At 47.2% G+C, this 25,431-nt stretch carries 24 protein-coding genes and 1 other annotated feature; of the genes, 19 read left to right on the top strand and 5 right to left on the bottom strand.

Annotated features, from left to right (window positions below; translation table 11 throughout):
* The 4 genes from mnmE to rpmH form a co-directional block, all read right to left on the bottom strand.
* The gene (gene mnmE, locus BLV22_RS11080; protein WP_091615196.1) at window positions 1–1,377 is read right to left on the bottom strand and encodes a tRNA uridine-5-carboxymethylaminomethyl(34) synthesis GTPase MnmE; all 1,377 of its coding nucleotides are present in this window, start codon (window positions 1,375–1,377) and stop codon (window positions 1–3) included.
* Window positions 1,378–1,595: 218 nt separating this feature from the next.
* A complete protein-coding gene (gene jag / locus BLV22_RS11075) occupies window positions 1,596–2,231 on the bottom strand; it encodes an RNA-binding cell elongation regulator Jag/EloR (RefSeq protein WP_245724079.1) in 636 nt (211 codons plus the stop codon).
* Between the two features lie 225 nt (window positions 2,232–2,456).
* Window positions 2,457–2,819: a ribonuclease P protein component gene (rnpA, locus tag BLV22_RS11070; protein WP_091615190.1), complete on the bottom strand. Its 363-nt coding sequence runs from the start codon at window positions 2,817–2,819 to the stop codon at window positions 2,457–2,459.
* Between the two features lie 101 nt (window positions 2,820–2,920).
* Complete coding sequence (gene rpmH / locus BLV22_RS11065) at window positions 2,921–3,058, bottom strand: 50S ribosomal protein L34 (RefSeq protein WP_079474470.1); 138 nt, start codon at window positions 3,056–3,058, stop codon at window positions 2,921–2,923.
* A 624-nt stretch (window positions 3,059–3,682) separates the two neighbouring features.
* Here rpmH and dnaA point away from each other — a divergent pair.
* From dnaA to BLV22_RS10990, 16 genes are all read left to right on the top strand, one after another.
* Window positions 3,683–5,023 (top strand): chromosomal replication initiator protein DnaA, encoded by a 1,341-nt coding sequence (gene dnaA / locus BLV22_RS11060; protein ID WP_091615188.1) that lies wholly within the window; start codon window positions 3,683–3,685, stop codon window positions 5,021–5,023.
* A gap of 146 nt (window positions 5,024–5,169) precedes the next feature.
* A complete protein-coding gene (dnaN, locus tag BLV22_RS11055) occupies window positions 5,170–6,312 on the top strand; it encodes a DNA polymerase III subunit beta (protein ID WP_091615185.1) in 1,143 nt (380 codons plus the stop codon).
* A 203-nt stretch (window positions 6,313–6,515) separates the two neighbouring features.
* Window positions 6,516–6,740 carry a S4 domain-containing protein YaaA gene (gene yaaA / locus BLV22_RS11050; protein ID WP_022792944.1) on the top strand — a complete coding sequence of 75 codons (225 nt, stop codon included), beginning with the start codon at window positions 6,516–6,518 and terminating at the stop codon, window positions 6,738–6,740.
* 10 nt (window positions 6,741–6,750) lie between these two features.
* Window positions 6,751–7,869, top strand: coding sequence for a DNA replication/repair protein RecF (gene recF, locus BLV22_RS11045; RefSeq protein ID WP_091615183.1), 1,119 nt, complete (start codon window positions 6,751–6,753; stop codon window positions 7,867–7,869).
* A 13-nt stretch (window positions 7,870–7,882) separates the two neighbouring features.
* The gene (gene remB / locus BLV22_RS11040) at window positions 7,883–8,167 is read left to right on the top strand and encodes an extracellular matrix regulator RemB (protein WP_022792942.1); all 285 of its coding nucleotides are present in this window, start codon (window positions 7,883–7,885) and stop codon (window positions 8,165–8,167) included.
* Window positions 8,168–8,249: 82 nt separating this feature from the next.
* On the top strand, window positions 8,250–10,166 hold the full coding sequence (gyrB, locus tag BLV22_RS11035; protein WP_218130603.1) for a DNA topoisomerase (ATP-hydrolyzing) subunit B: 1,917 nt from the start codon (window positions 8,250–8,252) through the stop codon (window positions 10,164–10,166).
* A gap of 119 nt (window positions 10,167–10,285) precedes the next feature.
* Entirely contained in the window at window positions 10,286–12,754 is a 2,469-nt protein-coding gene (gene gyrA / locus BLV22_RS11030) for a DNA gyrase subunit A (protein WP_091615179.1), read from the top strand.
* An 83-nt stretch (window positions 12,755–12,837) separates the two neighbouring features.
* Window positions 12,838–13,116, top strand: coding sequence for a hypothetical protein (locus BLV22_RS11025; RefSeq protein WP_143030980.1), 279 nt, complete (start codon window positions 12,838–12,840; stop codon window positions 13,114–13,116).
* A gap of 7 nt (window positions 13,117–13,123) precedes the next feature.
* Window positions 13,124–13,489 (top strand): HD-GYP domain-containing protein, encoded by a 366-nt coding sequence (locus tag BLV22_RS11020; RefSeq protein ID WP_091615175.1) that lies wholly within the window; start codon window positions 13,124–13,126, stop codon window positions 13,487–13,489.
* Window positions 13,462–13,674 (top strand): hypothetical protein, encoded by a 213-nt coding sequence (locus tag BLV22_RS14830; protein ID WP_143030979.1) that lies wholly within the window; start codon window positions 13,462–13,464, stop codon window positions 13,672–13,674. The genes BLV22_RS11020 and BLV22_RS14830 overlap by 28 nt, the downstream gene beginning before the upstream one ends.
* A gap of 193 nt (window positions 13,675–13,867) precedes the next feature.
* Window positions 13,868–15,325: an IMP dehydrogenase gene (guaB, locus tag BLV22_RS11015; RefSeq protein ID WP_091615173.1), complete on the top strand. Its 1,458-nt coding sequence runs from the start codon at window positions 13,868–13,870 to the stop codon at window positions 15,323–15,325.
* Window positions 15,326–15,506: 181 nt separating this feature from the next.
* On the top strand, window positions 15,507–16,781 hold the full coding sequence (locus BLV22_RS11010) for a D-alanyl-D-alanine carboxypeptidase family protein (RefSeq protein ID WP_143030978.1): 1,275 nt from the start codon (window positions 15,507–15,509) through the stop codon (window positions 16,779–16,781).
* A 143-nt stretch (window positions 16,782–16,924) separates the two neighbouring features.
* Window positions 16,925–17,809 (top strand): pyridoxal 5'-phosphate synthase lyase subunit PdxS, encoded by an 885-nt coding sequence (pdxS, locus tag BLV22_RS11005; RefSeq protein WP_091615168.1) that lies wholly within the window; start codon window positions 16,925–16,927, stop codon window positions 17,807–17,809.
* Window positions 17,810–17,833: 24 nt separating this feature from the next.
* A complete protein-coding gene (pdxT, locus tag BLV22_RS11000) occupies window positions 17,834–18,424 on the top strand; it encodes a pyridoxal 5'-phosphate synthase glutaminase subunit PdxT (RefSeq protein ID WP_091615165.1) in 591 nt (196 codons plus the stop codon).
* A gap of 2 nt (window positions 18,425–18,426) precedes the next feature.
* Window positions 18,427–18,647, top strand: a binding site (T-box leader).
* A 59-nt stretch (window positions 18,648–18,706) separates the two neighbouring features.
* Window positions 18,707–19,987 carry a serine--tRNA ligase gene (gene serS, locus BLV22_RS10995; RefSeq protein ID WP_091615163.1) on the top strand — a complete coding sequence of 427 codons (1,281 nt, stop codon included), beginning with the start codon at window positions 18,707–18,709 and terminating at the stop codon, window positions 19,985–19,987.
* 339 nt (window positions 19,988–20,326) lie between these two features.
* Window positions 20,327–20,785, top strand: a complete 459-nt coding sequence (locus BLV22_RS10990; protein ID WP_091615161.1) for an Lrp/AsnC family transcriptional regulator — start codon at window positions 20,327–20,329, stop codon at window positions 20,783–20,785.
* A 52-nt stretch (window positions 20,786–20,837) separates the two neighbouring features.
* On the opposite strand, the gene BLV22_RS10985 is transcribed toward BLV22_RS10990, so the two are convergent.
* Window positions 20,838–21,209 (bottom strand): DUF3899 domain-containing protein, encoded by a 372-nt coding sequence (locus tag BLV22_RS10985; protein ID WP_091615158.1) that lies wholly within the window; start codon window positions 21,207–21,209, stop codon window positions 20,838–20,840.
* A 271-nt stretch (window positions 21,210–21,480) separates the two neighbouring features.
* Here BLV22_RS10985 and BLV22_RS10980 point away from each other — a divergent pair, with 271 nt between their 5' ends.
* From BLV22_RS10980 to opp3C, 3 genes are all read left to right on the top strand, one after another.
* Window positions 21,481–23,184: a peptide ABC transporter substrate-binding protein gene (locus tag BLV22_RS10980; protein WP_091615155.1), complete on the top strand. Its 1,704-nt coding sequence runs from the start codon at window positions 21,481–21,483 to the stop codon at window positions 23,182–23,184.
* A gap of 146 nt (window positions 23,185–23,330) precedes the next feature.
* Window positions 23,331–24,257, top strand: coding sequence for an oligopeptide ABC transporter permease (opp3b, locus tag BLV22_RS10975; RefSeq protein WP_091615153.1), 927 nt, complete (start codon window positions 23,331–23,333; stop codon window positions 24,255–24,257).
* Window positions 24,258–24,263: 6 nt separating this feature from the next.
* Window positions 24,264–25,418 (top strand): oligopeptide ABC transporter permease, encoded by a 1,155-nt coding sequence (gene opp3C / locus BLV22_RS10970; protein ID WP_091615150.1) that lies wholly within the window; start codon window positions 24,264–24,266, stop codon window positions 25,416–25,418.
* Window positions 25,419–25,431 lie beyond the last annotated feature (13 nt).

Genomic DNA, 25,431 nt, shown 5'->3' with positions numbered 1-25,431 from the left:
CTATTTTCCGAGACAAAACTGGGCAAACAGCTGATCAATTAATCCGTCATGCACGTTTTCTCCGACAATTTCTCCGAGTTGTTCCCAGGCCCGGGTAATATCAATTTGTACCATATCTACCGGTACTCCCATTTCCACGGCTTCCAGAGCGTCATTTACCGACCGTTTTGCCTGATTCAATAACCCAATATGACGTGCATTGGACAAATAATTCATGTCCGCCGCCTCCACTCCTTCATCAAAAAAGAGGTGGGCAATTGCTTCCTCAAGACTGTCGATGCCTTCATCATTCAGAAAAGAAGCGGCAATAATAGGCCGGCCGGATGTATACTCCCGGAGTTCTTCCTCATCCACCTGTTTGGGAAGATCCGTTTTATTCATTATAACAATAACATTCATGCCTTGAACTGCCTGAAATAATGCTCGGTCTTCATCGGAGAGCGGCTCTGCACTGTTGATGACAAGAAGGATCAGCTCCGCTTCCTGCAGCACCTGGCGGGAGCGCTCTACGCCAATCTTTTCCACAATATCTTCAGTTTCACGTATGCCGGCGGTGTCAATTAAACGAAGCGGCACCCCACGGACGTTTACATACTCCTCGAGCACGTCTCTGGTGGTACCCGGCACTTCCGTTACAATGGCTTTATTTTCATGCACCAAATTATTCATCAGGGAGGATTTTCCTACGTTCGGCCGGCCAATAATCGCTGTGCCGAGTCCTTCCCGCATAATTTTTCCCTGCCGGGCCGTTACGAGCAGCTGATCGATTTCTTCGCCGACAAACGCAACATTTTCTTTTAAAACATTCGTCGTCACAACATCAGCATCAAATTCAGGGTAGTCAATATTCACTTCCACATTGGCCACTGTTTCGAGAAGCTTCTGGCGAAGTTTACGGATGCGTTCGGAAAGCCTTCCTTCAACCTGCTTTAAAGCACTCTGCATGGCCCGGTCGGTTTTAGCCCTGATCAGGTCCATGACACCTTCTGCCTGTGTCAGATCAATACGCCCGTTTAAAAATGCCCGTTTCGTAAACTCTCCAGGCTCCGCCAGCCGTGCTCCCTGACTTAATACGTTATCAAGGACACGATTAACCGAGACCAGTCCTCCGTGGCAGTTAATTTCCACAATATCTTCTCTTGTAAATGTTTTTGGGGCCCTGAGGACAGAAATCATGGATTCTTCAATCACGGAGCCGTCCGCCGGGTCGATAATATGCCCGTAATGGATAGTATGAGTTACCACGTCATGAAGAGATTTTTTGCCCTTGTACACATGATCCGCAATATCCAGCGCTTCGTCTCCGCTCAGGCGGACAATCGCAATAGCCCCTTCCCCGCTCGGAGTGGAAATAGCAGCAATCGTATCTGTTTCCATTCATCAACCCTCCCTGGGTTTTTCTTCATCTATTAGACACACGAAAAGGACGACACCTTTTTCGGCATCGCTTTCGTCGTTTCCTTATATGCTTCTAACTAAATAGAATATCATATGAAAGCAGTTCGCAAAAGGTTTTTATCCACATGTGGATAACCTGTGTACAGCTGCCTGTTTCTTTTTAAAAAACCGCCCGGCAGTCCAGGCGGCAGTTTGTCTTACTTTAGCTTTTCTTTTGCACCGGGTGTAATTACTACGTGACGTCTTGGTTCTTTTCCTGACGATGTTGTTTCAATGTTTTTGTGCTGGTGAAGGGTCTGATGAATAATTTTTCGTTCCGCTGCGTCCATAGGCTCAAGTTTAATTGTTTTGGTTTCCCGCAGAGCTTTCCCGGCCATACGCTCTGCAAACCGCTGCAGTGATTCTTTTCGTTTCCCGCGGTAATTTTCAGCGTCAAGTACAATATGCTGTTTGGCGTCAGCGTACTTATTGGCAGCTGTATTCGTAAGATGCTGGAGCGCATCGAGGGTCTTTCCACGTTTTCCAATCAGAAGGCCGAGAGAAGAGCCTTTGATCTCCATCGCAGTATGCTTCCTGGAGATCTGTACTTCCACTTCTGCTTCTACGTTCATAGCCTGAACCAGATCTTTTAAGTATGCAGCCGCTTCCTCCACAGGGTCGACCCGAAGGAATACTTCTACGGAAGCCTGTCTCGCTCCAATACCCAGAAATCCTTTTCTTGGTTCTTCAAGCACCTGGTACTCGATACGGTCTATCGTTGTTTCCCACTCCTGCACAGCTGTATCTAAAGCTTCTTCTACTGTTTTCCCGGAAACCTTCATCGATTGGTTCACCGTTACCCCGCCCTCCTCGTTCCTTATGTTTCCTCGTACCTGTTTTTCGTTTATAACGGTCATCTATATGCATATGCTGAACGTATGTGTATGTGTAAAATGATTCTGAGTTCATTTACGCATGGTTCCTGTAAATAATTTCTTCAGCACCAGCAGAAATCCCTCTATTTTAAAAGTATTTTTCGCTCCCAGCCGCTGCCGGCCAGAAGCGAAAACAGCTTTTATCTACCTTTTAGGCTTTGTTTTCCCTGAGTTTAACAAACCGGCTTTTTTAAATACATGGGTCAGACTTTTTTTCGTTTCATGGTAATCCATATCCGCTACCGGTTTCCTGGCTATCACTATCAGGTCATAGCCTCCGGGGATCCGGGGCTCAAGCTCTGATAAAGCTTCACGCAGGTAGCGCTTGATCCGGTTGCGCATGACGGCGTTTCCCATCCGCTTGCTGACGGTAAGTCCTGCCCGGTAATGAACCTGCTCCTCTTTTTTTAAGGTATAAAGCACAAATTGCCGGTTGGCGAAGGAAGTTCCGTGCGCAAAAATATAGCTGAACTCGTGATTCTTTTTTAAACGATTGTGCTTTTTCATCACCCGGTCCTCCCCTTTTTCCTGTAATAACCGCCGGCATTTTTATTTTTCTTCCGGCTGAAGACAGAAAAAAAGACCACTGGATAAAATCCGTGGCCTTCTTATGCAGATAATACTTTTCTACCTTTACGACGACGATTTTTCAAAACCTGACGCCCGTTCTTTGTTCCCATTCTCGCACGGAAACCGTGTACTTTTTTACGCTTCCGGTTGTTAGGGGTAAATGTTGGTTTTCCCATAGTGTATCGCACCTCCTCAAGGAGTAATAAACGTTCGAAAACATTCCCGTAAATTATATAGAGAATAAGAAAAACTGTCAACCACCCCCTGACCGATACCAGCGGCTTCTTTCCCTGCATTTGTACACAGCAATTCCTCCTTACTGTGTGGATAAACAAAAGCGAACATAAAAAATGCCCACAGCGTTATGAACAACTTGTACACATAATCTAGTGCTGTGGATAGTTTCTCTACACAAGTTCTTGAGTTTGTGGATAAACAAATATGTTCCCGTTGTTATTCATCTTTTTATTTGCTATTATGGATTAAGTTTCTGTTAATAACATTCCATACAATGCAACCTTATCCACAGCTGTTGATAACTTTGTGGATAATTTTCCACAGCTGTTGGACAATGTTATTCACAGCCCTGTGCATTATGTGTATTTCTTTTTTTACATAATTTTATTATTATTGCACAATAATTTTATACCGCATATAATATGCAACTCCCGCATATTCACTTATTGGGTTTCTTTCTTTCACCATGATAAGATAGAAGCCTTTTCTGTCTTTCCAGCGATTTGAGTCTCCAGCCAAACCATTGTATACTGCTAAACCTGTACGAGAGGAGTGCGTCCTTATTGGAAAATATTACTGATTTATGGAACCAGACATTGGAACTAATGCAGGAAAAAGTAAGTAAACCAAGCTATGAAACGTGGTTGAAAGCGACAGAGGCCTCGGATCTTCAAGGAGATACCGTAGTTATTGAAGCACCAAACGAGTTTGCCCGTGACTGGCTTGAGAGCCGTTATACAAACCTGATTACTGATGCTTTAGAAGATATTACCGGATCCGCGCTGCAGGTGAAATTTGTAATCCCGCAGGCTGAAGCTCCGGTGGAAAATGAACCAGCGCCTCCAAAAGCAGCTCCGTCCGGTTCCAGCCAGGACCCTCCAAAGAGCATGCTGAATGATAAATACTCATTTAATACTTTTGTGATCGGATCCGGGAACCGTTTTGCCCACGCCGCATCGCTTGCAGTAGCTGAAGCGCCAGCCAAAGCATACAACCCATTGTTTATTTACGGCGGCGTCGGCCTTGGAAAAACCCACTTGATGCATGCCATCGGCCATTACGTTATTGATCATAATCCCAATGCCAAAGTTATGTATTTATCCTCTGAAAAGTTTACCAATGAATTTATTAATGCTATCCGGGACAACAAAGCTGTGCATTTCCGGAACAAATATCGAAACGTCGATGTGCTGCTAATCGACGACATTCAGTTTTTAGCGGGAAAAGAGCAGACCCAGGAAGAGTTTTTCCACACTTTCAATGCTCTTCATGAAGAAAGCAAACAAATTGTCATTTCCAGCGACCGTCCGCCAAAGGAAATACCAACGCTTGAAGACCGGCTCCGCTCCCGGTTTGAATGGGGATTGATCACTGATATCACGCCGCCGGACCTGGAAACAAGAATCGCTATTCTGCGCAAAAAAGCGAAAGCGGAAATGCTTGATATCCCAAACGAGGTCATGCTCTATATTGCCAACCAAATCGATACAAACATCCGTGAACTCGAGGGGGCACTCATCCGTGTCGTCGCTTATTCTTCGTTGATCAATCAGGATATGAACGCTGACCTGGCGGCTGAAGCTTTAAAAGACATTATTCCTACCGCCCAGCCTAAGACAGTTACTATTGAGCATATCCAGGAACGGGTCGCGACCCAGTTTCAGATGCCTGTGCCGGAATTAAAAGCAAAAAAGCGTACGAAGAGCATTGCTTTTCCGCGTCAGATCGCAATGTATCTTTCCCGGGAAATGACAGATGCCTCTCTGCCGAAAATCGGCGAGGCTTTTGGCGGCAGAGACCATACGACCGTCATTCATGCCCACGAAAAAATATCAAATCTGATGTCGACAGATACAGAACTGCAAAAAACTGTCCAGGGAATCATCGATCAATTACGCACATAGGTGTGGATAACCCTGCGAAGTTATGCACAACTTATTCACAGAGGTAAATGCCCGATTTAGCAGTTCAAATCTTATTTATCCACATTACTAACAAGCCCTACTGCTATTACTACTTTAAAAACAATATATATAAAGGGAGATGACCTATGCATTTCACCGTCGATCGAGATCAATTTGTGCAACATGTACAAAACGTAAATAAAGCTGTCTCCTCCAGAACGACAATTCCAATACTGACCGGAATTAAAATCGTTGCCGCCGCCGATGGCGTAACATTAACCGGCAGTGATTCTGATATATCCATCGAAACGTTCATTCCAACAGAGGAAAACGATAATCAGTATGTTCAGGTGCAGGAGCAGGGGAGCATTGTGCTCCAGGCCCGTTTTTTTGCAGAAATAGTAAAAAAGCTTCCGGGAGAAGAAATCGAAGTCGTCGTACAGGACCAGTTTGCCACTACAATCCGTTCCGGCTCTGTCGTATTTAACCTGAACGGTCTGGACCCGGAAGAATACCCACGGCTTCCAAAGCTTGACGATACAAATATGTTTCATCTGCCGCAGAGCTTACTCAAGGACATGATCCGCCAGACGGTTTTTGCCGTTTCAGCCCAGGAAACACGACCGGTGTTGACAGGTGTAAACCTTGAAAGTGAAAACGGAGAGCTGATCTGTACTGCTACAGACAGCCACCGGCTCGCTCTCCGGAAAGCAAATCTCGAAGCAGGTTCAGACGCTCCTGATTTATCCAACATTGTTATTCCGGGTAAAAGCCTGAATGAATTAAGCCGCCTGCTGAGCGATGATGATGCCACCGTCGAAATTATTATTACGGAAACCCAGGTAATGTTCCGTTTTCCACATCTCCTGTTTTATTCCCGGCTTCTTGACGGGAAATATCCGGTAACAAAAAATATGATTCCTTCTGAAACCAAAACCGGCGTTGAACTGTCCACGAAAGAATTACTGCAGTCGCTTGACCGGGCACTGCTGCTTTCAAGAGAAACGAAAAACAATGTAATCAACTTAAAAACACTCGGAGACGGAAGGGTAGAGATCAACTCCGTTTCTTCCGAAATAGGGAAAGTGACGGAAAATATTGATTGTGATAAAATAGACGGAGAAGAGCTTCGCATTTCGTTTAACGGAAAAAATATCACAGATGCCCTGAAAGTAATCGACAGTGAAAAAATTCATATTCAATTTACCGGGGCAATGAGCCCATTTGTGGTGCGGCCGACAGACCATGATCAGATGCTGCATTTATTCTCACCGGTACGCACGTATTAAAAATTGAACAATTATACGGCCTTTTGTATAAAAACAGGGGGCCGTTTTTCTTATGTTATGCTGACAGGGAATGTGAAACGAATAGTGCGATATACTGGCATTTTCCGCTTATTTTTAGTAAAATATAGAGTATGAATGAAATATGTTCGGAAACAGGCAGAAGTAATAATTATGCTTTAATATCCGGCGTCGGGAGGATCGATATGGGAGAGGCGATTAATATCACAACCGAATATATAACACTCGGCCAGTTCCTCAAAGAAGCTGGAATCATCGATACAGGTGGTATGGCAAAGTGGTTTCTCTCTGAATTCGCTGTGGAAGTGAATGGAGAAGAAGAAGCCCGCAGGGGAAGAAAGCTGTATCCAGGGGACGTAGTGGAAGTCGAAGAAAACGGAAGCTTCACTATCGGTACCGGCGAAGGATGAGCACAGGCCTGTGTATGTAAAAAACATTCGGCTCAAGCAGTATCGCAACTACGGTGATATTGCTTTGCAAATAGAGAACACTGTAAACGTTATTGTCGGGGAAAATGCCCAGGGAAAAACAAACCTGATGGAAGCTATTCATATGCTTGCTTTTGCGAAATCCCACCGGACTTCCAAAGACAAGGAGCTGATTGGCTGGAATCACGAATTTGCCCGTATCGAAGCTTCAGTAGAGCGGGAGCATCGTCATGTTGATCTCGAAGTTATTCTTTCAGCTAAAGGAAAAAAAGTAAAAAAGAATGGCATCGAACAAAAAAAGCTAAGTGAATATATAGGCGCATGCAACGTCGTCATGTTTGCCCCGGAGGATTTAAACCTTGTAAAAGGCGGGCCGAATATGAGGCGGCGTTTTATTGATATGGAGATTGGTCAGATCAGCCCGGTGTACCTGCACGATCTTTCCAAGTACCAGCGCATTCTTAAGCAGCGCAACCAGCTGCTGAAGGGCATGTTTCCCGTGCCGAGCCGGGAGCAGGAATTAACACTTGAGGTCATCGACGAGCAATACATTGAAGCAGCCGTGAAAGTAATTCAGCGGCGTTACGGATTTTTGCAGCAGCTTGAAGGCTGGGCCTCAGAGATTCATACACGGATCACACAGGGCCGGGAGCAGCTTGAGCTGCAGTATGACCCCTCTGCAAACATTCATGCGGAAATGGAAGCCTCAGCACTCGCTGAACAGCTCCGGGCAGAGCTTGCGCGCCGCAGGGAAAATGAAATCCGCCGGGGACTTTCACTTGCCGGACCGCACCGGGATGAAATGAAGCTTCTGGTCAACGAAAGGGACGTACAGACATATGGCTCCCAGGGCCAGCAGAGAACAGCTGCATTATCGTTAAAAATGGCAGAGATAGAGCTGATACGCTCTTACGTAGGAGAATATCCCATCCTGCTGCTTGATGACGTACTCTCTGAACTCGATCAGCATCGGCAGTCTCATTTACTGGACGCGATCCAGGGAAAAGTACAGACTTTTGTTACAACCACAAGCATTGAAAGCATCAAGCACGAGACAATCGAGCGGGCAACCGTATTTACTGCCCGCCAGGGACAATTGGAAAAACAGTAGGTGGTGAATCACATTGTTTATACATTTAGGCGACGGCACCGTAATACGTTCAAAAGACGTCATTGCGATTTTAGACAGCAACAGTCAGGATTCTTCAAGTATCACAAGACAGTTCCTGCAGGCAGTCGAAAATGATGATAAAGAACAAATTGCAGATTCCGAAGCAAAGTCCGTCGTGGTTACAAAAGAGAAGGTTTATTTCTCCCCTATTTCTTCGTTAACGCTGAAGCGCAGATCGCAAATTATTTCAGAATATGATGAATATCATGAAGAAATCCAGTCAGCCAAAGAGGACTGAGCGAACATAGAGATGAAAACGACGGCAGGTATTAACGGACTACACGCGAGAATTGATCCCGCAGGAAGCGAAGGTGAACAGATTGTCGATGAACCAAAATTCATATGATGAAAATCAAATCCAGGTACTTGAAGGACTCGAAGCAGTCCGGAAACGTCCAGGCATGTATATCGGCTCTACAACGTCCAGAGGACTTCACCATTTAGTGTGGGAGATTGTTGATAACAGCATTGATGAAGCCATGGGCGGCTATTGTGACCAAATATATATTACGATCGAAGAAGACAACAGCATCACCGTAGAAGACAACGGCCGTGGTGTGCCTGTCGGCATGCACGAAAAAATGGGCCGGCCGGCCGTGGAGGTTATTATGACCGTGCTTCACGCCGGCGGTAAATTTGGCGGCGGAGGCTATAAGGTTTCCGGCGGTCTTCACGGCGTAGGAGCGAGCGTGGTGAACGCTCTTTCCGAAACGCTTGATATCGAAGTCCACAGGGAAGGCGAAATCTACCAGCAGGCTTACCGCCGCGGAATCCCGCAGCACGACCTTGAAAAAGTCGGCAAGACAGATAAACGGGGCACGAAGATCCGTTTCAAACCGGATGCGGATATCTTTGAAGAAACGACTGAGTTTGAATTTGAAACGCTCACGACCCGTGTACGGGAACTCGCGTTTCTCAATCGGGGACTCCATATTACGTGTACTGATAAACGCACGGAAGAAGAGCAGGTGCAGACCTATCATTACGAAGGCGGGATTGCTTCCTTTGTGGAATATTTGAACCGTCAGAAGGACACCCTCCACAAAGAGCCGATTTTTCTTGAAGCGAACCGCAACGATATTCAGGTGGAAGTTGCGATGCAGTACAACAATGGGTATACAAGCAATGTGTATTCGTTTGCGAATAATATTAATACTCATGAAGGCGGGACCCACGAGTCCGGATTCCGGACGGCACTGACGAGAGTTATTAATGACTATGCCCGCAAAAACAGCCTGTTCAAAGAAAACGATCCAAATTTGATTGGAGACGATGTGCGCGAAGGACTGGTCGCGATTGTCAGCGTGAAAATTCCGGATCCGCAGTTTGAAGGGCAGACAAAAACAAAATTAGGGAACGGGGAAGCCCGCACCATCACGGATTCATTATTCTCGGAGCATTTTTCAAGGTTTATGAGCGAAAACCCGGATACGGCCAGGACGATCGTAGAAAAAGGGCTGATGGCCTCAAGAGCCCGGGACGCTGCTAAAAAAGCGCGGGAATTAACCCGCCGTAAAAGTGCCCTCGAAGTCAGTTCCCTGCCGGGAAAACTGGCCGACTGCACCTCGAAGGATGCGGCGAGCAGCGAAGTATATATTGTCGAAGGGGATTCTGCCGGCGGTTCAGCCAAGCAGGGACGGGACCGGCACTTCCAGGCTATTCTGCCGCTGCGCGGAAAAATTCTGAACGTGGAAAAAGCGCGTCTGGATAAGATTCTTGCCAACAATGAAATCAGAACCATTATTACAGCTCTCGGAACCGGAATCGGCAACGAATTTGATATCGAAAAGGCCCGCTACCACCGCATTATTATTATGACGGATGCCGATGTGGACGGAGCCCATATCCGGACACTTCTGCTGACCTTCTTTTATCGTTATATGCGGCCGCTGCTTGAAAGAGGATATATTTATATTGCCCAGCCGCCTCTTTATAAGGTCCAGCAGGGCAAATACGTTCGCTATCTCTTTTTCGAGCGTGAACTTCAGCCTGCCCTGGCCGAGCTTCCGGCGCAGCCAAAACCAAATCTTCAGCGCTATAAAGGGCTTGGGGAAATGAATCCGACCCAGCTTTGGGAAACGACCATGGATCCGGATTCAAGAACGACGATGCAGGTTACGCTTGAAGATGCGATGGTGGCCGATGAAGTGTTTGAAACGCTGATGGGCGATCACGTAGAGCCGCGTCGTGACTTTATCCAGGAAAACGCGCATTACGTACAGAACCTCGACGTGTAAGAGCCGGCATTAAGGTGAAACAAAGAAACCCCCGCGAAAGATTAAAGCGGGGGTTTCTATCGAATATAGCAGAAACAGGCATTGAAGCCTGCTGGAATAGAAAGTAGGAGGTTACTGCAATGGCAGAAAACGAATCCAGAGTCACGGAGATTGGTATTGGCGAGGAGATGCGCACCTCGTTTTTAGATTACGCAATGAGTGTTATCGTCAGCCGGGCTCTCCCGGACGTTCGTGACGGAATGAAGCCGGTGCACCGGCGTATTTTATTTGCAATGAGTGAACTCGGCATGACGCCGGAAAAACCGTTCCGGAAGTCCGCCCGTATCGTTGGTGACGTTATCGGTAAATACCACCCGCACGGCGACTCCGCGGTTTATGAAACAATGGTGCGTATGGCACAGGATTTCAGCTACCGCCACCCAATCGTTAACGGGCACGGGAACTTCGGTTCCGTGGACGGAGACGGAGCAGCGGCAATGCGTTACACCGAAGCAAAAATGTCCAAAATATCGCTTGAAATGGTCCGCGATATTAACAAAGACACGATTGATTATCAGGAAAACTATGACGGCAACGAGCGGGAACCGGTGGTTCTGCCGGCGCGTTTCCCAAATCTGCTGGTTAACGGCACATCCGGAATTGCCGTAGGTATGGCTACCAATATCCCGCCGCACCGTCTTGAAGAAGTTATTGACGGGGTACTCGCCCTGAGTGAAGATCCTGATATTACGGTAGAGGAGCTGATGGAATATATCCCCGGGCCGGATTTTCCAACAGCTGCTTCCATTTTAGGCCGCTCCGGTATCCGAAAGGCGTATCAGACGGGTAAAGGCTCAATTATTATCCGTTCGCACGCCTACATCGAAGAAGATAAAAAAGGCAAGGAAACAATCATCGTAGATGAGCTGCCTTATCAGGTGAACAAAGCCCGGCTGGTGGAGCGTATTGCAGAACTGGTTCGCGATAAAAAAATCGACGGTATTACTGATCTTCGCGACGAATCAGACCGTAACGGCATGCGGGTCGTCGTGGAAGTACGAAGAGATGCCAACGCCAACGTTATTTTAAATAACCTATACAAGCAAACGGCACTGCAGACGAGCTTTGGTATTAACATGCTGGCTCTCGTGAACGGCCAGCCGAAGGTGCTTAACCTCAAAGAATGTCTGTATCATTATCTCGAGCATCAAAAAGTAGTTATTAAGCGCCGGACTGCCTTTGAACTTCGAAAAGCAGAGGCCCGTGCCCACATTGTGGAAGGTCTGCGGGTGGCGCTTGACCATCTGGATGCGGTGATTGAACTGATCCGGGGATCGGAAACCACAGAAATCGCAAGAAACGGTTTGATGGAGAACTATGATTTGAGTGAAGATCAGGCTCAGGCTATTCTCGACATGCGCCTGCAGCGTTTAACCGGCCTTGAAAGAGACAAGATTGAACAGGAGTACCGGGAGCTGATGGAGCGTATCCGGGAACTGAAAGAAATTTTGGCTAACGAAGAACGGGTGCTTGAAATCATCCGGGAAGAGCTTACCGAAGTGAAGGAAAAATTCGGTGATGACCGGAGGACACGTCTGGAAGCCGGAGAGAATTCCATCGAAGATGAAGACCTTATTCCGCGGCAGGACGTAGTGGTCACCATCTCGCATCAGGGCTACATTAAACGTATGCCGATTGATACGTACCGGAGCCAGCGTCGCGGCGGCCGCGGCGTTCAGGGAATGGGAACAAATGAAGATGACTTTGTGGAGCATCTGCTGACGACCAATTCCCACCAGACAATTCTTTTCTTTACCAACAAAGGGAAAGTATACCGTTTGAAAGCTTACGAAATTCCTGAATTAAGCCGTACGGCTAAAGGGATTCCATTAATTAATCTGCTTCAGATTGATAAAGGGGAATATATCAGCACAGTCATTCCGATCGAGGAATTCTCGGAAAACGCTTATCTTTTCTTCCTGACGAAAAAAGGAATTTCGAAAAGAACCGTTCTCTCCGCCTTCTCGAACATTCGCAAGGGCGGCCTGTTCGCTATTAATGTCCGGGAGGACGATGAGCTTCACGGCGTGCGGCTCACCTCCGGGGACGATTCCTTAATCATCGGCACAAAGCAGGGAATGTCCATTCACTTCGGCGAAGAGGACGTGCGCTCGATGGGACGTACTGCTTCAGGTGTCAAGGCAATTTCGCTTCGTGCTGACGACGAAGTAGTAGGTATGGATATTTCAGTGGAGAATGAAATGATCCTAATGGTGACAAACAAAGGATACGGGAAGCTTACATCAATTGAAGAATTCAGTAAGCAGAACCGGGGCGGTAAAGGGTTAAAAGCGATTAAACTCACAAGCCGCACCGGAGAACTTGCAGCGATGCGTTCGGTGCCATTGGACATCGACCTGATGGTAATGACCATTCAGGGAGTGGTGATCCGCATGCAGGTAGGTGACGTTTCAAGACTCGGCCGGTACGCCCAGGGCGTGCGCCTTATCCGCCTTGATAAAGGTGAAGCCGTGTCTACAGTAGCCCCTGTAATTGAACAAGAAGCCGCCAAAGAAGAACATGTTCCAGCAGAATCAGAAGAAGAATAGTTCGAGTCCCGGCCGTATTTTAAACGGCCGGGCTTTTTTTGCGTGAGAAATGGAATTTTATTCTAGAAATCTTCATAAGAACAGTGAAAGTAATTGAAGTAAAGCCGGTGCTTGTCAACGGCGATCCCTTTTCTCCAGCCGAAGAGGCTGAGACAGTCAGGGAGCATCATCAGCCGGTATTTGAAGACGTTTATGATACAGCGGTGGAAGCTCATGAATCCATGTGGCGCTCCTGGACAGCCGGAGCTCCCATCGAAATGAAAAAAGCACGTGCAGTTGTTGCTCCCCTGATCGAGGATCTCGAAGAAAACGCTTCTCATATATTTACCAGCTATCAGTTTGCGGAGCAGGAAAAGTACTAAAGTCATCATGCGGTATCAGTGGCGCTGTTGGCTGCGCTGCTGGCTAAAAAGCATAGCTGCAGCCGGAAGGAATGGCTCGGAGCGGCAGAAGGCGGAAAAGCATCCGATTCAGAGCTACCAGATGGCAAAGGCTACCGGAACGCTCAGTGATGAGGCATTGCTGGCTATTTTGCAGCACCATGAACGTGAAGACGGAAGCAGTTATCCACTCGGGATGAAAAACGGCAAAATATATGTGCTGAGCAGCCTTTTAGCAGCGGCGGACATGTACCACTCCATGGCAGCCGAGCGGCGGGAGAATGAGGGGAAATCGGCTTTTCATGCAATGCGCGAGCTGACGGTGCAGTGTTTGGAAAGCTTCCTCCCGCCGTAGTCGAAACATTAACAGAGCAGTTCATTACTGTAATGACCGGAAAGAAGGTGCAGCTCGCCGAGGGCAGCTCTGCTTCTATTGTGCATATGGACCGCCGGGAGATAGAATACCCGCTCGTTCAGCTTGATAAAGATGGTCAGATCATCCAGCTAAATGAAAAGTCAGCCATCCACCATGTGGTCTAGCGTGGTGGATATAGCTTTGAAATCCTTTACATAATTATTAGCGTCTGTTTATAAATTTTCGGAAAAATAAAACATATTCCTTTTACTTCTGAGACTGGCCCAAACGTGATAAGATATTAGAAATAAATATAGTTACAGGCAGCAGAGTAGTGAAAAATCCTGTAAAATTACCCATTTTGAAGGAGGAAGATTCGTGCGAGCAGATAAGTTTTCCCAAGAAGGTCTAACGTTTGATGACGTTTTATTGTTACCGGCAAGATCTGATATTCACCCAAGGGATGTATCAGTACGGACATCGTTAACCGATAAGCTTCCTTTAAATATTCCTGTTGTAAGTGCTGGAATGGACACAGTGACGGAAGCAGATATGGCGATTGCCATGGCACGGGCCGGCGGTCTCGGTATAGTGCATAAAAACATGTCTATCGAAGCCCAGGCAGAAATGGTGGACCAGGTGAAGCGTTCAGAAAGCGGAGTTATTACGAATCCTTTCTTCCTTCATCCGGACCACCAGGTGTTCGATGCAGAGCATTTAATGGGAAAATACCGCATTTCCGGTGTGCCGATCGTTGATGAGAACCAAAAGCTGGTGGGAATCATTACAAACCGCGACCTCCGCTTTATCGAAGATTATTCGATCGGGATCAAAGAAGTGATGACCGCCAACAACCTCGTTACAGCACCTGTGGGAACCACGCTTGAGGAAGCGGAGGATGTACTGCAGAAACACAGAATTGAAAAGCTTCCGCTTGTAGAAAAGGATGGCACGCTGAAAGGCCTTATTACGATTAAAGACATCGAGAAGGTAATCGAATTCCCTCATTCGGCAAAGGATACCCAGGGAAGACTGCTAGTCGGAGCGGCTGTCGGAGTGAGCGCCGATACGGATAAACGTGTGGAAGCTCTGGTTAAAGCAGAAGCCGATGCAATTGTGATCGATACTGCCCACGGTCATTCCAAAGGCGTACTCGATAAAATTGCAGAAATCCGCAACAGCTATCCTGATGTGGTGCTGATAGTTGGCAATGTGGCCACAGCTGAAGGAACCAGGGATTTAATCGAGGCAGGAGCGGACATTGTAAAAGTCGGCATTGGACCGGGCTCCATATGTACCACCCGCGTAGTAGCCGGCGTTGGTGTTCCGCAGATCACCGCTGTATATGAGTGTGCAGAAGAAGCGGATAAGCATAACGTACCGATTATTGCCGACGGTGGAATCAAATATTCCGGCGATATCGCCAAAGCTCTGGCTTCCGGTGCTCATGCAGTTATGCTCGGCAGCCTGCTTGCAGGAGTGACAGAAAGTCCTGGAGAGCGTGAAATTTATCAGGGCCGGCAGTTTAAAGTCTACCGCGGCATGGGCTCGATGAGCGCTATGGAGCGGGGAAGCAAGGACCGCTATTTCCAGGAAAACAGCCAAAAGCTTGTGCCGGAAGGCATTGAAGGCCGTATTCCTTATAAAGGTCCACTGAAGGATACGATTCATCAGCTGCTTGGCGGCTTGAGAGCCGGTATGGGCTACTGCGGTACCCCGACGATCTCATCTTTGCGTGAAGACGCCCGCTTCGTACGGATTACCAACGCCGGCCTGCGGGAAAGCCACCCTCACGATGTACAGATTACGAAAGAAGCACCAAACTACTCTTCCTAAGAACGAAAGACGGGGGCCGGCGGCTCCCGTCTTTTCTATGCCCAGAGATATTTCCCAGGAAATATCTCTGGGCGTTGCCAGGTGCAGGCGGGCGGCTTTATAAAAGGAACAATGGCAGGTATGTTTTAAAATGGGGCTGTGGTAAAATATTCGATAGCAAAACACCACGGAGGTGCAGAGATTGAAGAGAAATAAGTTGAAAACAGCAGGTGTTTCCTGCGTGGCGGCTGCAGCCATCTGGACGTTCGGCAGCACGCCGGCTCAAGCGGCAGAGCCTGAGATAGAAGCAAATGCTTCTATTATGATAGATGCGGACACAGGGCAGGTAGTTTATGAAGACAATACCGATGAACTGCTGTCTGCGGCCAGCATGTCCAAAATGATGACAGAATACATAGTAAACAAAGCAATCGAAGACGGCGACATCAGCTGGAACGATGAAGTAGCAATCAGCGATAAAGTCCGCGAACTTTCTCTTCAGACAAATTTATCAAATGTGCCTCTTCGCCAGGACGAAGCCTATACGGTTGAAGAGCTCTACGAGGCCATGGCCATATACTCTGCGAACGGAGCAACGATAGCTCTGGCAGAACATATCGAGGGAAGTGAGGAAGCTTTTGCCGACCGGATGAATCAGCAGGCCGGAGAGCTTGGCATGGAGAATTATGAATTCGTGAATGCGACCGGGCTGAATAATTCCACGATGGTGGGCTACGCTCCGGAAGGCAGCGAAGAAAACGCAGAAAACATGATGTCGGCAAACGATACCGCCCTTTTGGCTTATCATCTTTTGGATGAGTATCCTGAAGTGCTGGACGTAGCGGGTGTTCCGAAAAAAACATTCAAGGAAGGCACGGAAGAACCAATCGATATGATCAACTGGAATAAAATGCTCCCTGGGCTTGAGCAGGAATACGAAGGAGTGGACGGCCTGAAAACAGGTACCACTGATCTGGCTGGAAATGCTTTTACCGGGACCGTCGAACAGGACGGAAACAGATATATATCGGTAGTGATGAACGCAGAAACGAAAATGTCGCGTTTTACCGAAACGGCTAAACTATACGATTATGCTGAACGCGAGCTTGAAAGCCGGACACTCGTGGAAAAAGGCGGAGAAATCGATGGGGACTCCTCCATTGAAGTTGACGGCGGCCAGGAAGAAAGCATAGATGTGACAGCTGGAGAAAAGCTGGAGCTGATTTCGTCGGAGGAAATAGAACCGGAATATGAAATTGCTGTCTCCAAAAATGAAGCCCCGATCGAAAAAGGGGAAGAAGTCGGGACAGTGGTCGTCACAAACAGCGAAGCCTCGTATGTACAGGGCGGAGAGGACCGCACAGAAGTACCTTTGACAGCAGGGGAAGCAGTGGACGAGCGCGGGTGGTTTGGTAATATTGTGCAGAGCATCGGCAACCTGTTCAGCAGCGTCCGGCACGCAGCTGCTGGTAAATAAAAACCGGCACAAAAGCTTTTTCAGTTGCAAACAAGATGCTTTATCCGGACATAGTATAGTGTTACAATAGGGCTACTGAGTGTTATTATTACACCGCAAAATCGGTGGCAATAGATAGAATAATGGAGCTGGAGGGCTGAAGTATGGCAGAGAGAGGAACAGACCGCGTTAAAAGAGGCATGGCTGAAATGCAAAAGGGCGGCGTTATTATGGACGTCGTTAACGGAGAACAGGCTAAAATCGCCGAAGAGGCAGGAGCAGTAGCTGTTATGGCACTGGAACGGGTGCCGTCAGACATCCGTGCTGCAGGCGGCGTAGCCCGCATGGCAGATCCTACAATTGTTCAGGAAGTGATGGACGCTGTATCGATTCCTGTAATGGCAAAAGCCCGTATCGGCCACATCGTGGAAGCCCGGGTGCTCGAATCACTGGGTGCTGATTATATTGATGAAAGTGAAGTGCTTACACCGGCGGATGATGTGTATCATATGGATAAATCAGAGTACACGGTGCCATTTGTCTGCGGAGCTCGTGATCTTGGTGAAGCGACCCGCCGTATTGGTGAAGGAGCTTCCATGCTGCGGACAAAAGGGGAGCCGGGTACCGGCAACATTGTGGAAGCAGTACGCCATATGCGTTTGATCCAGTCTCAAATCCGCAAAGTGATCGGCCTGTCGAAGGACGAATTAATGACAGAAGCGAAAAATCTTGGTGCGCCGTATGAACTGCTGCTTCAAATTCGCGAAGAAGGACGCCTTCCAGTCGTTAACTTTGCAGCAGGCGGCATAGCAACACCAGCTGACGCGGCTTTAATGATGCAGCTTGGCGCCGACGGTGTATTCGTAGGCTCCGGTATTTTCAAATCCGAATATCCGGATAAATTTGCCCGGGCCATCGTAGAAGCGACGACTCACTATGAAGACTATGAGCTGATCGCTAAGCTGTCCAAAGGACTGGGTACTGCAATGAGCGGGATGGATATTTCCCAGCTTGAAGGCTTTGATCGCATGCAGGACCGCAGTCAGTAATATAAATACAGGGGGTTTTTACTCATGATGAAAATCGGCGTTTTAGCTCTTCAAGGCGCTGTTCGTGAACATGTCAAAAGTTTAGAGGCCCCTGATACGGAAATTATTATCGTAAAACGGCCGGAACAGCTTGAAGAAATTGATGGGTTGGTCTTTCCAGGCGGCGAAAGCACGACGATGCGGCGGCTGGTGGAAAAATATCAATTTTTTGAACCGCTGCAGGCGTTCGCCAAAGCAGGAAAACCAGTGTTTGGCACATGTGCCGGATTGATTTTAATGGCTACTGACGTGTTAGGCGAGCCGGAAGGTCATCTCGAGCTGATGGATATGACGGTTCAGCGTAATGCGTTCGGACGCCAGCGTGAAAGCTTTGAAACCGAGCTTTCCATTCGCGGAGTTGCGGATGATGTCGAAGCGGTATTCATCCGCGCCCCGTTGATTACGGAAGTTGGACAGAATGTCGAAGTGCTTGCAGAATATAAAGATGAAATCGTGGTGGCACGGCAGGATCATCTGCTTTCCTGCTCCTTTCATCCGGAGCTGACGAACGACCGCAGATTTCATCAGTATTTCGTACAGATGGTACGTGAAGCACAGGCGGCAGTAAATGTGTAAATACAATCGCGTTGATGGACAATAGTACTTTTGCTTTTTTCTTCAGAGAGTCGGTGGCTGGTGTGAACCGATGAAAATGCGAAAGGAATCCCGTCCGGAGTAAAACGGTGAACTTAAGTAGCCGTTTTCGGTTCGTCCCCGTTAACAGATGAGAGAAGAAGCCGGCAGTAACGTTTACTGCAACGAGGGTGGCAACGCGGGAAATCAAAGTCTCGTCCCTGATTTACAGGGGCGGGGCTTTTTTATAATATATAAACAGCTACTATGAAGGAGGCATCACCTATGCTAGACCCTAAACGATTGCGAAATGATTTTGATGCAGTAAAAGAGCAGCTTTCGAAACGAAACGAAGATATCAGCGAGCTGGATTCCTTTGAAGAACTCGACCGCGAACGCAGGGAACTGATCCAGGAGACGGAGGAATTAAAGCAGCGGCGCAACACCGTATCCGATGAAATCGCAGCTAAAAAGAAAAATAAAGAAGACGCCGATGAACTGATTACGGAAATGCGGGACGTATCAGGCAGAGTCAAAAAACTGGATGAACAAATCCGTGAAAAGGATGAACGCCTGCAGCAGATTCTGCTTTCCATTCCAAATGTTCCACATGAAACAGTTCCGGTCGGCGAAGATGAATCGGATAACGAAGAGGTAAGAGCCTGGGGAGAAACACCGGTGTTTGATTTTGCTCTGAAGCCGCACTGGGACCTCGGCGTGGATCTGAATATGCTTGACGCTGAGCGGGCTGCAAAAGTAACCGGAAGCCGGTTCATGTTTTATAAGGGAGCCGGGGCACGTCTTGAACGGGCGCTGATTCAGTTTATGATGGACCTGCACAGCGATGAACACGGCTATGAAGAATTGATTCCCCCGTATATGGTAAACCGCGACAGCATGACCGGCACCGGCCAGCTGCCAAAGTTTGAGGAGGATGCTTTTCAGATCCGGGAAGAGGACTATTTTCTCGTACCAACGGCAGAAGTGCCTGTCACGAACATGCACCGCGAAGAAATTCTCGCAGGAAAAGAACTACCCAAAGCCTATACGGCGTTCAGTGCGTGCTTCCGTTCTGAAGCAGGCTCGGCAGGACGCGACACTCGCGGCTTAATCCGCCAGCACCAGTTTAATAAAGTGGAACTTGTACGGTTTACGACGCCGGAAAATTCCTATGAAGAGCTTGAAACATTGACCGGCCATGCTGAGAAAGTACTGCAGCTGCTTGAGCTTCCGTATCGTGTGATGAACATGTGCACGGGGGACTTGGGCTTTACGGCAGCAAAAAAATACGACATTGAAGTATGGCTTCCGAGCTATGAAGACTATAAAGAAATTTCGTCCTGCAGTAATTTTGAGGATTTTCAGGCGAGACGTGCGAACATCCGATTTAAGCGGGACCGTGATGCGAAAACAGAATTTGTGCACACGCTAAACGGTTCAGGGCTTGCTCTGGGAAGAACGGTGGCAGCGATCATGGAAAACCATCAGCAGGAGGACGGCAGCATTAAAATTCCTGAAGTGCTGCGCGGTTATATGGGCAACAAAGAATATATTACAGCAAAATAAGCAGGCTTCGATAAAACTCTGGACGCTTTAGGCGGCCAGAGTTTTTTATAGTTATGCAAAATACTTTCGAAGAAGCGATTGTAATGAAAGCGATTACATTGTAGTATGGGAAGTATCTTCGGGCTGTTTTCGAATCGTATAACGTTATATAATCTTACAAAAAAATTCATAAAATTCTTTCACGAATATTGCAATAATAAAAACAATTACTTATAATTACGTTAATCCACCCGGGGAATTGTTACGAAATTACTAAGGTGAGCTGTGGTTATCTCGGTGATTCGTAATAAAGGATGCAAGGTCATCAAGGTGAGAATGGGAAAAAGAGAAGGGATGCCAATGAGTGTTTCATTAGATCAGGTAGATATGTCGATACTCGGGTATCTGCAGGCTAACGGCAAGGAGTCATACAGTGAAATTGCCCGCTGCCTGGGAGTGAGTGAGGGGACTGTCCGTTCAAGAATTAACAAAATGCTCCGGCATAATGTCTTTGAATTTATCATACATACCAATCCGAACAAAATCGGGCTCGATGTGCAGACGATTATCGGGCTGAGCACAAAGCTCGGGATGCAGGACGAAATCGCGAGTAGGCTTCAGCGTTTTTCCGAAGTAAGGTTTGTCGGTGCTTTCTCTGGTAATCATGATTTAATTTTACAGGCTTATTTTAGAAATAACGAGGACTTAGTGAATTTTGTTAACAGAGATTTAGCACAAATTGACGGAATTTTGAACGCCGATGTGAATGTTGAATTAAAACAGTATAAGGATTCGTTTTCTTATTTAACTTCTGAGTAAAAATAAACATTAAAGGTGGTGGTATCACGGGCACAGTTCAACCCGGAACAGTTTAATCTGCTGCGTAGTATAAAGCAAGCAGCAGAAGATCCAGGACAATCAGCGCTGTAGTCTGAATGAAAAGGACACGAAAAAAAGAAGTCTGGATGACCTCAGAAGGCGCAAGCCGTTGTTCCCAGCCCTGAGTTGAAGGTCTGGAGGGGGCAAGGCGGTGAGCCACTTTTCGAAAACTGTGGGTAATGGCATCGAAAAATCCTCCGCGCATTACAAACGCTGCAATGAAAATGATTAGATAAAACAAACCTACATAAAACACATAATTGATCACATTCAGCAGCCCAAAGGCCGGAGAAAAAATGAAAAACAGCAGGCCGGCAGCTATTAAATTAACGGCAAATATGGAGAGATTCAGCTTCCAATGCATAGACGGAACTCCTTCAGGAATTTTATAACGCCCATTATTATAGCACAACTGCTGCCTGCCGCTGAACGAAATATTTCATTTACGAATAATTGCCCTGTGTGGAAAAACATTAATGCTTTTCGTATAGACAAAGCGAATAAATTTTCATTTTCGCAAAAAATCAAAAAATTAGTGAAAATATTCGCAATATCTTGTATACTTTGTAAATACAGAGATAACAGAAATTTTACACAACAAAATATCGAAAGTTTTGGGGAGGTCAACATATCTTATGAAAAAGACAAAAATGACAGTATTAGCTTCTGCATTAACAGCAAGCACAGTGCTCGCAGCGTGTTCCGGCGGCGGGGGCGGAGAGTCCGGCGGAGACGGCGGCAACGGCGGTGGTGACGGAGGAGGCGAAGGCGAGGCAAGCGGGGAGCAGGTAGTCAACCTGGCACAGTCTGCCGATATTCCTTCCATGGACCCGTCGCTCACCACAGATACATACGGTATTCAGTGGACAGGGGAAATTTATGAAGGTCTCTACCGTCTGGGTGAAAACGGAGAGACAGAAGAAGGGATTGCCACGGGAGAACCGGAAGTGAGTGATGACGCGCTAACGTATACATTTAACCTCCGGGAGGATGCCACCTGGACAAACGGTGACCCTGTCACGGCTCAGGATTTCGTTTATTCTTGGCAGCGTGCCGTGGATCCGGAAACGGCTTCTGAATATGGTCCTTACATGATGGGCGGCGTTATCGACAACGCTACCGAGATCAGTGAAGGCGAAGCAGATCCGGAAGAGCTGGGCGTTGAGGCCGTGGATGATTATACGCTTGAAGTAACGCTTGAAAAAGCGACGCCTTACTTTGAATCATTAGCTACATTCCCAACCTTCCTTCCATTAAATGAAGAATTTATTGAAGAGCAGGAAGATGATTATGCTTTGAGCCCGGACAGCATGATGACGAACGGCCCATTCACAATGGAAGAGTGGAATCAGGGTGAAAGCATGTCGTTTGTGAAAAACGAAGACTACTGGGATGCAGACGCTGTGCAGCTTGAAGAAATCAACGTTCAGGTGGTCAAAGAAGTATCCACCGGCGTTAACCTTTACGATACCGGCGAAGTGGACCGTGCAGGAGTTAGTGCAGAATTTGTGGACGAATACAGCACGGAGCAGGATTTCCGTACGGTAGAGGAGCCGACTGTTTTCTATCTTAAAATGAACCAGGAAGGCAACGAAGCCCTCGATAATGAAAACATCCGTAAAGCTATCCAAATGTCTGTGGACAAAGAAGGATTAACGAACACGATTCTGAACAATGGTTCTATTCCTGCTGAAGGCTTAATGCCTGCAAACTTTGTATTCAGCCCGGACGGTGAAGAAGACTTCCGTGAGCAGAACGGAAACCTTGCTGAAGTAAACAAAGATGAAGCTCAGGATCTCTGGGAGCAGGGCCTTGAAGAGCTTGGCTCTGACAGTGTAGAAGTTGGCTTCCTGGGAGATGACACAGAAACAGCCCAGAATACGAATGCCTATATTAAAGAACAGCTGGAAACTAACCTTGAAGGCTTGACTGTTAACGTCCAGGAAGTGCCTTTCCAGGAGCGTCTGGACCGTGACACGAATATGGATTATGACATGCAGTTTGCCGGATGGGGACCAGACTATGTGGATCCAAACACATTCATGAACCTGTTTGAAACCGACGGTGAAAATAACCATATGGGCTACTCAAGCGAGGAGTACGATTCCCTTCTTGAAGAAGCAAACAGCGAGCTGGCTACAGAGCCGGAAGCACGCTGGGACAACTTCCTGCAAATGGAGCAGATTCTTATTGAAGAAGATGCCGCAATTTCACCATTGTATCAGCGCTCCACGGCTTACCTCTGGAACCCGGCGCTGCAGGGTGTTATCGTAAACTCTGCCGGTCCTGACTTTGAATACAAATGGGCCTACATGAACGAAGATGCGACAGAAGAATAAAAATTAAATAAAATAATATTTTCAGGGGGCAAGAGAGTATATCCATGATAATTGGCTTATACTCTCTTTTCCCTTGTTTCCTGTTAATTTCAAAATTTGTACATCAGAGAAAAACATCATGAAATCTCCAAGGAGGAAAAAAGCACATGGCTCGTTACATTGTCACAAGAATTGTCTACATGGTGATCACGCTCTTTATTATCGCCAGTATTACATTCTTTCTTATGAAATTAATGCCGGGGACACCGCTGAGCGCTGCCGACCGCCTACCCGAAGCCCAGCAGCAGATTGTGCTGGAGCAGTACGGGTTGGACAAGCCGGTGCCGCTGCAATATGTTGACTACATGCTTGGCCTCGTCCAGGGAGACCTGGGGGTTTCTTTTCAGTTCGATAACCGGGACGTTTCATCGATACTTGAGAACCGGATTGGCCCGTCTCTGCAGCTCGGGATTCAGTCGTTAATTATTGGTTCTTTTTTAGGCGCCATCCTCGGGTTGATTGCTGCTATTTTTCATAATGGTATTTTAGACTTTAGTTCCACGCTGCTTGCGGTTATTGGAACTTCCATTCCGTCTTTTATTTTTGCAGGACTTCTTCAATATTACTTAGGCGTGCAATGGCAGGTATTGCCGGTCGCCACGTGGGGCACATTTGCCCACACTATTATGCCGACAATCGCATTATTAATATTCCCTATGGCGATTTGTGCGAGGTTTATGCGTACAGAGATGCTTGAAGTGCTCAATAAGGATTATATTATGACGGCGAGAGCCAAAGGGGTTAAATGGTCTTCTGTAATTTTGAAGCACGGGCTTCGTAATGCTTTGATTCCATTAATTACAGTGCTCGGTCCGCTTGCAGTCAGTCTGTTGACCGGAACGCTTGTTATCGAGCAGATCTTTGCGGTGCCGGGGATCGGGGAACAGTTTGTCACAGCTGTAACGACTAACGATTATCCAATGATTATGGGAACGACGCTGTTTTTCAGTTTCTTGTTCGTTCTGATCATTTTAATCATTGATATTCTTTACGGCATCATCGATCCGAGAATCCGCCTGGATGGAGGGAAATAAGATATTATGCAGCACGAAAATGATAAAGAAAAAAAATATAATAAAGAATTGTTTTCCCCGGCAGACGTCAATGAAGAAGAAACAGAGAAAATCAACCGCCAGAGCCGGACGTTTTGGCAGGATGCGTTCCGTGCCTTACGCAAAAACGTAGCAGCCATGATTTCCCTGGCCGCTTTAGTATTAATTACGCTGCTCGCGATATTTGGCCCAATGATGAATGAATACACGCCGCGAGAGCAGGATCTATCGAGGTCCAACCTGCCTCCAAAAGCACCTGTTTTAGAAAACATTGGGTTTTTAAATATGGACGGCCAGGAAACATACGTGTTTGAACATATCTCTGCCGAGCAGGCGCAGATGAACGCTGAGAGCCGTTTCGGTGAAGGGGACTATGTAGAATATGAAACGCTGAGTGAAGGCGATGGTTCTGTAGGGTCCGCTCAGGTTCAGGCGAGTGTTGATACTTATGCAGAAGCCGGGGTGGAAGAGAACTTCTGGTTTGGTACAGACCGGCTCGGCCGCGATCAGTGGACTAGAACGTGGGACGGTACAAGGGTATCGCTCTACATTGCCCTGATTGCAACGCTGCTTGATTTGTTTATCGGTGTCGCCTACGGCGGTATTTCCGGTTTCTTTGGTGGAAGGACGGATAACATTCTGCAAAGAATACTCGAAATTCTCTCCGGTATACCGAATTTGGTTATTTTAATTTTGATGATTGTTGTCCTGGACCCAGGTATTCTTTCCATATCACTAGCGATTGCAATTACCGGATGGATCGGCATGTCGCGTATTGTCCGGGGAGAAATCTTAAAGCTGAAAAATGAAGAGTTTGTGCTGGCTTCCCAGACGCTTGGTTTATCTAACTCCAAAGTTATTACAAGGCATTTGGTGCCAAATACATTAGGCTTAATCATTATAAACACAATGTTTACGATTCCGAATGCGATTTTCTTCGAAGCTTTTCTAAGCTTTATCGGCCTGGGGCTCCAGGCGCCGAATGCTTCGCTCGGGGTGTTGATTGATAACGGCTTTGATGCTCTGCAGACTACGCCGCACGTATTAATATTCCCGGCCGTCGTGCTGTCGGTGTTAATGATTGCCTTTAACATTTTGGCTGATGGTATGCGTGATGCGTTTGATCCGAAGATGCGCGATTAGAATGTGGGAGGAA

The sequence above is a fragment of the Marinococcus luteus genome (genome assembly GCF_900106595.1).
Classification (GTDB): domain Bacteria; phylum Bacillota; class Bacilli; order Bacillales; family Marinococcaceae; genus Marinococcus; species Marinococcus luteus.
This window is presented reverse-complemented; position numbering and strand designations above follow the sequence as displayed.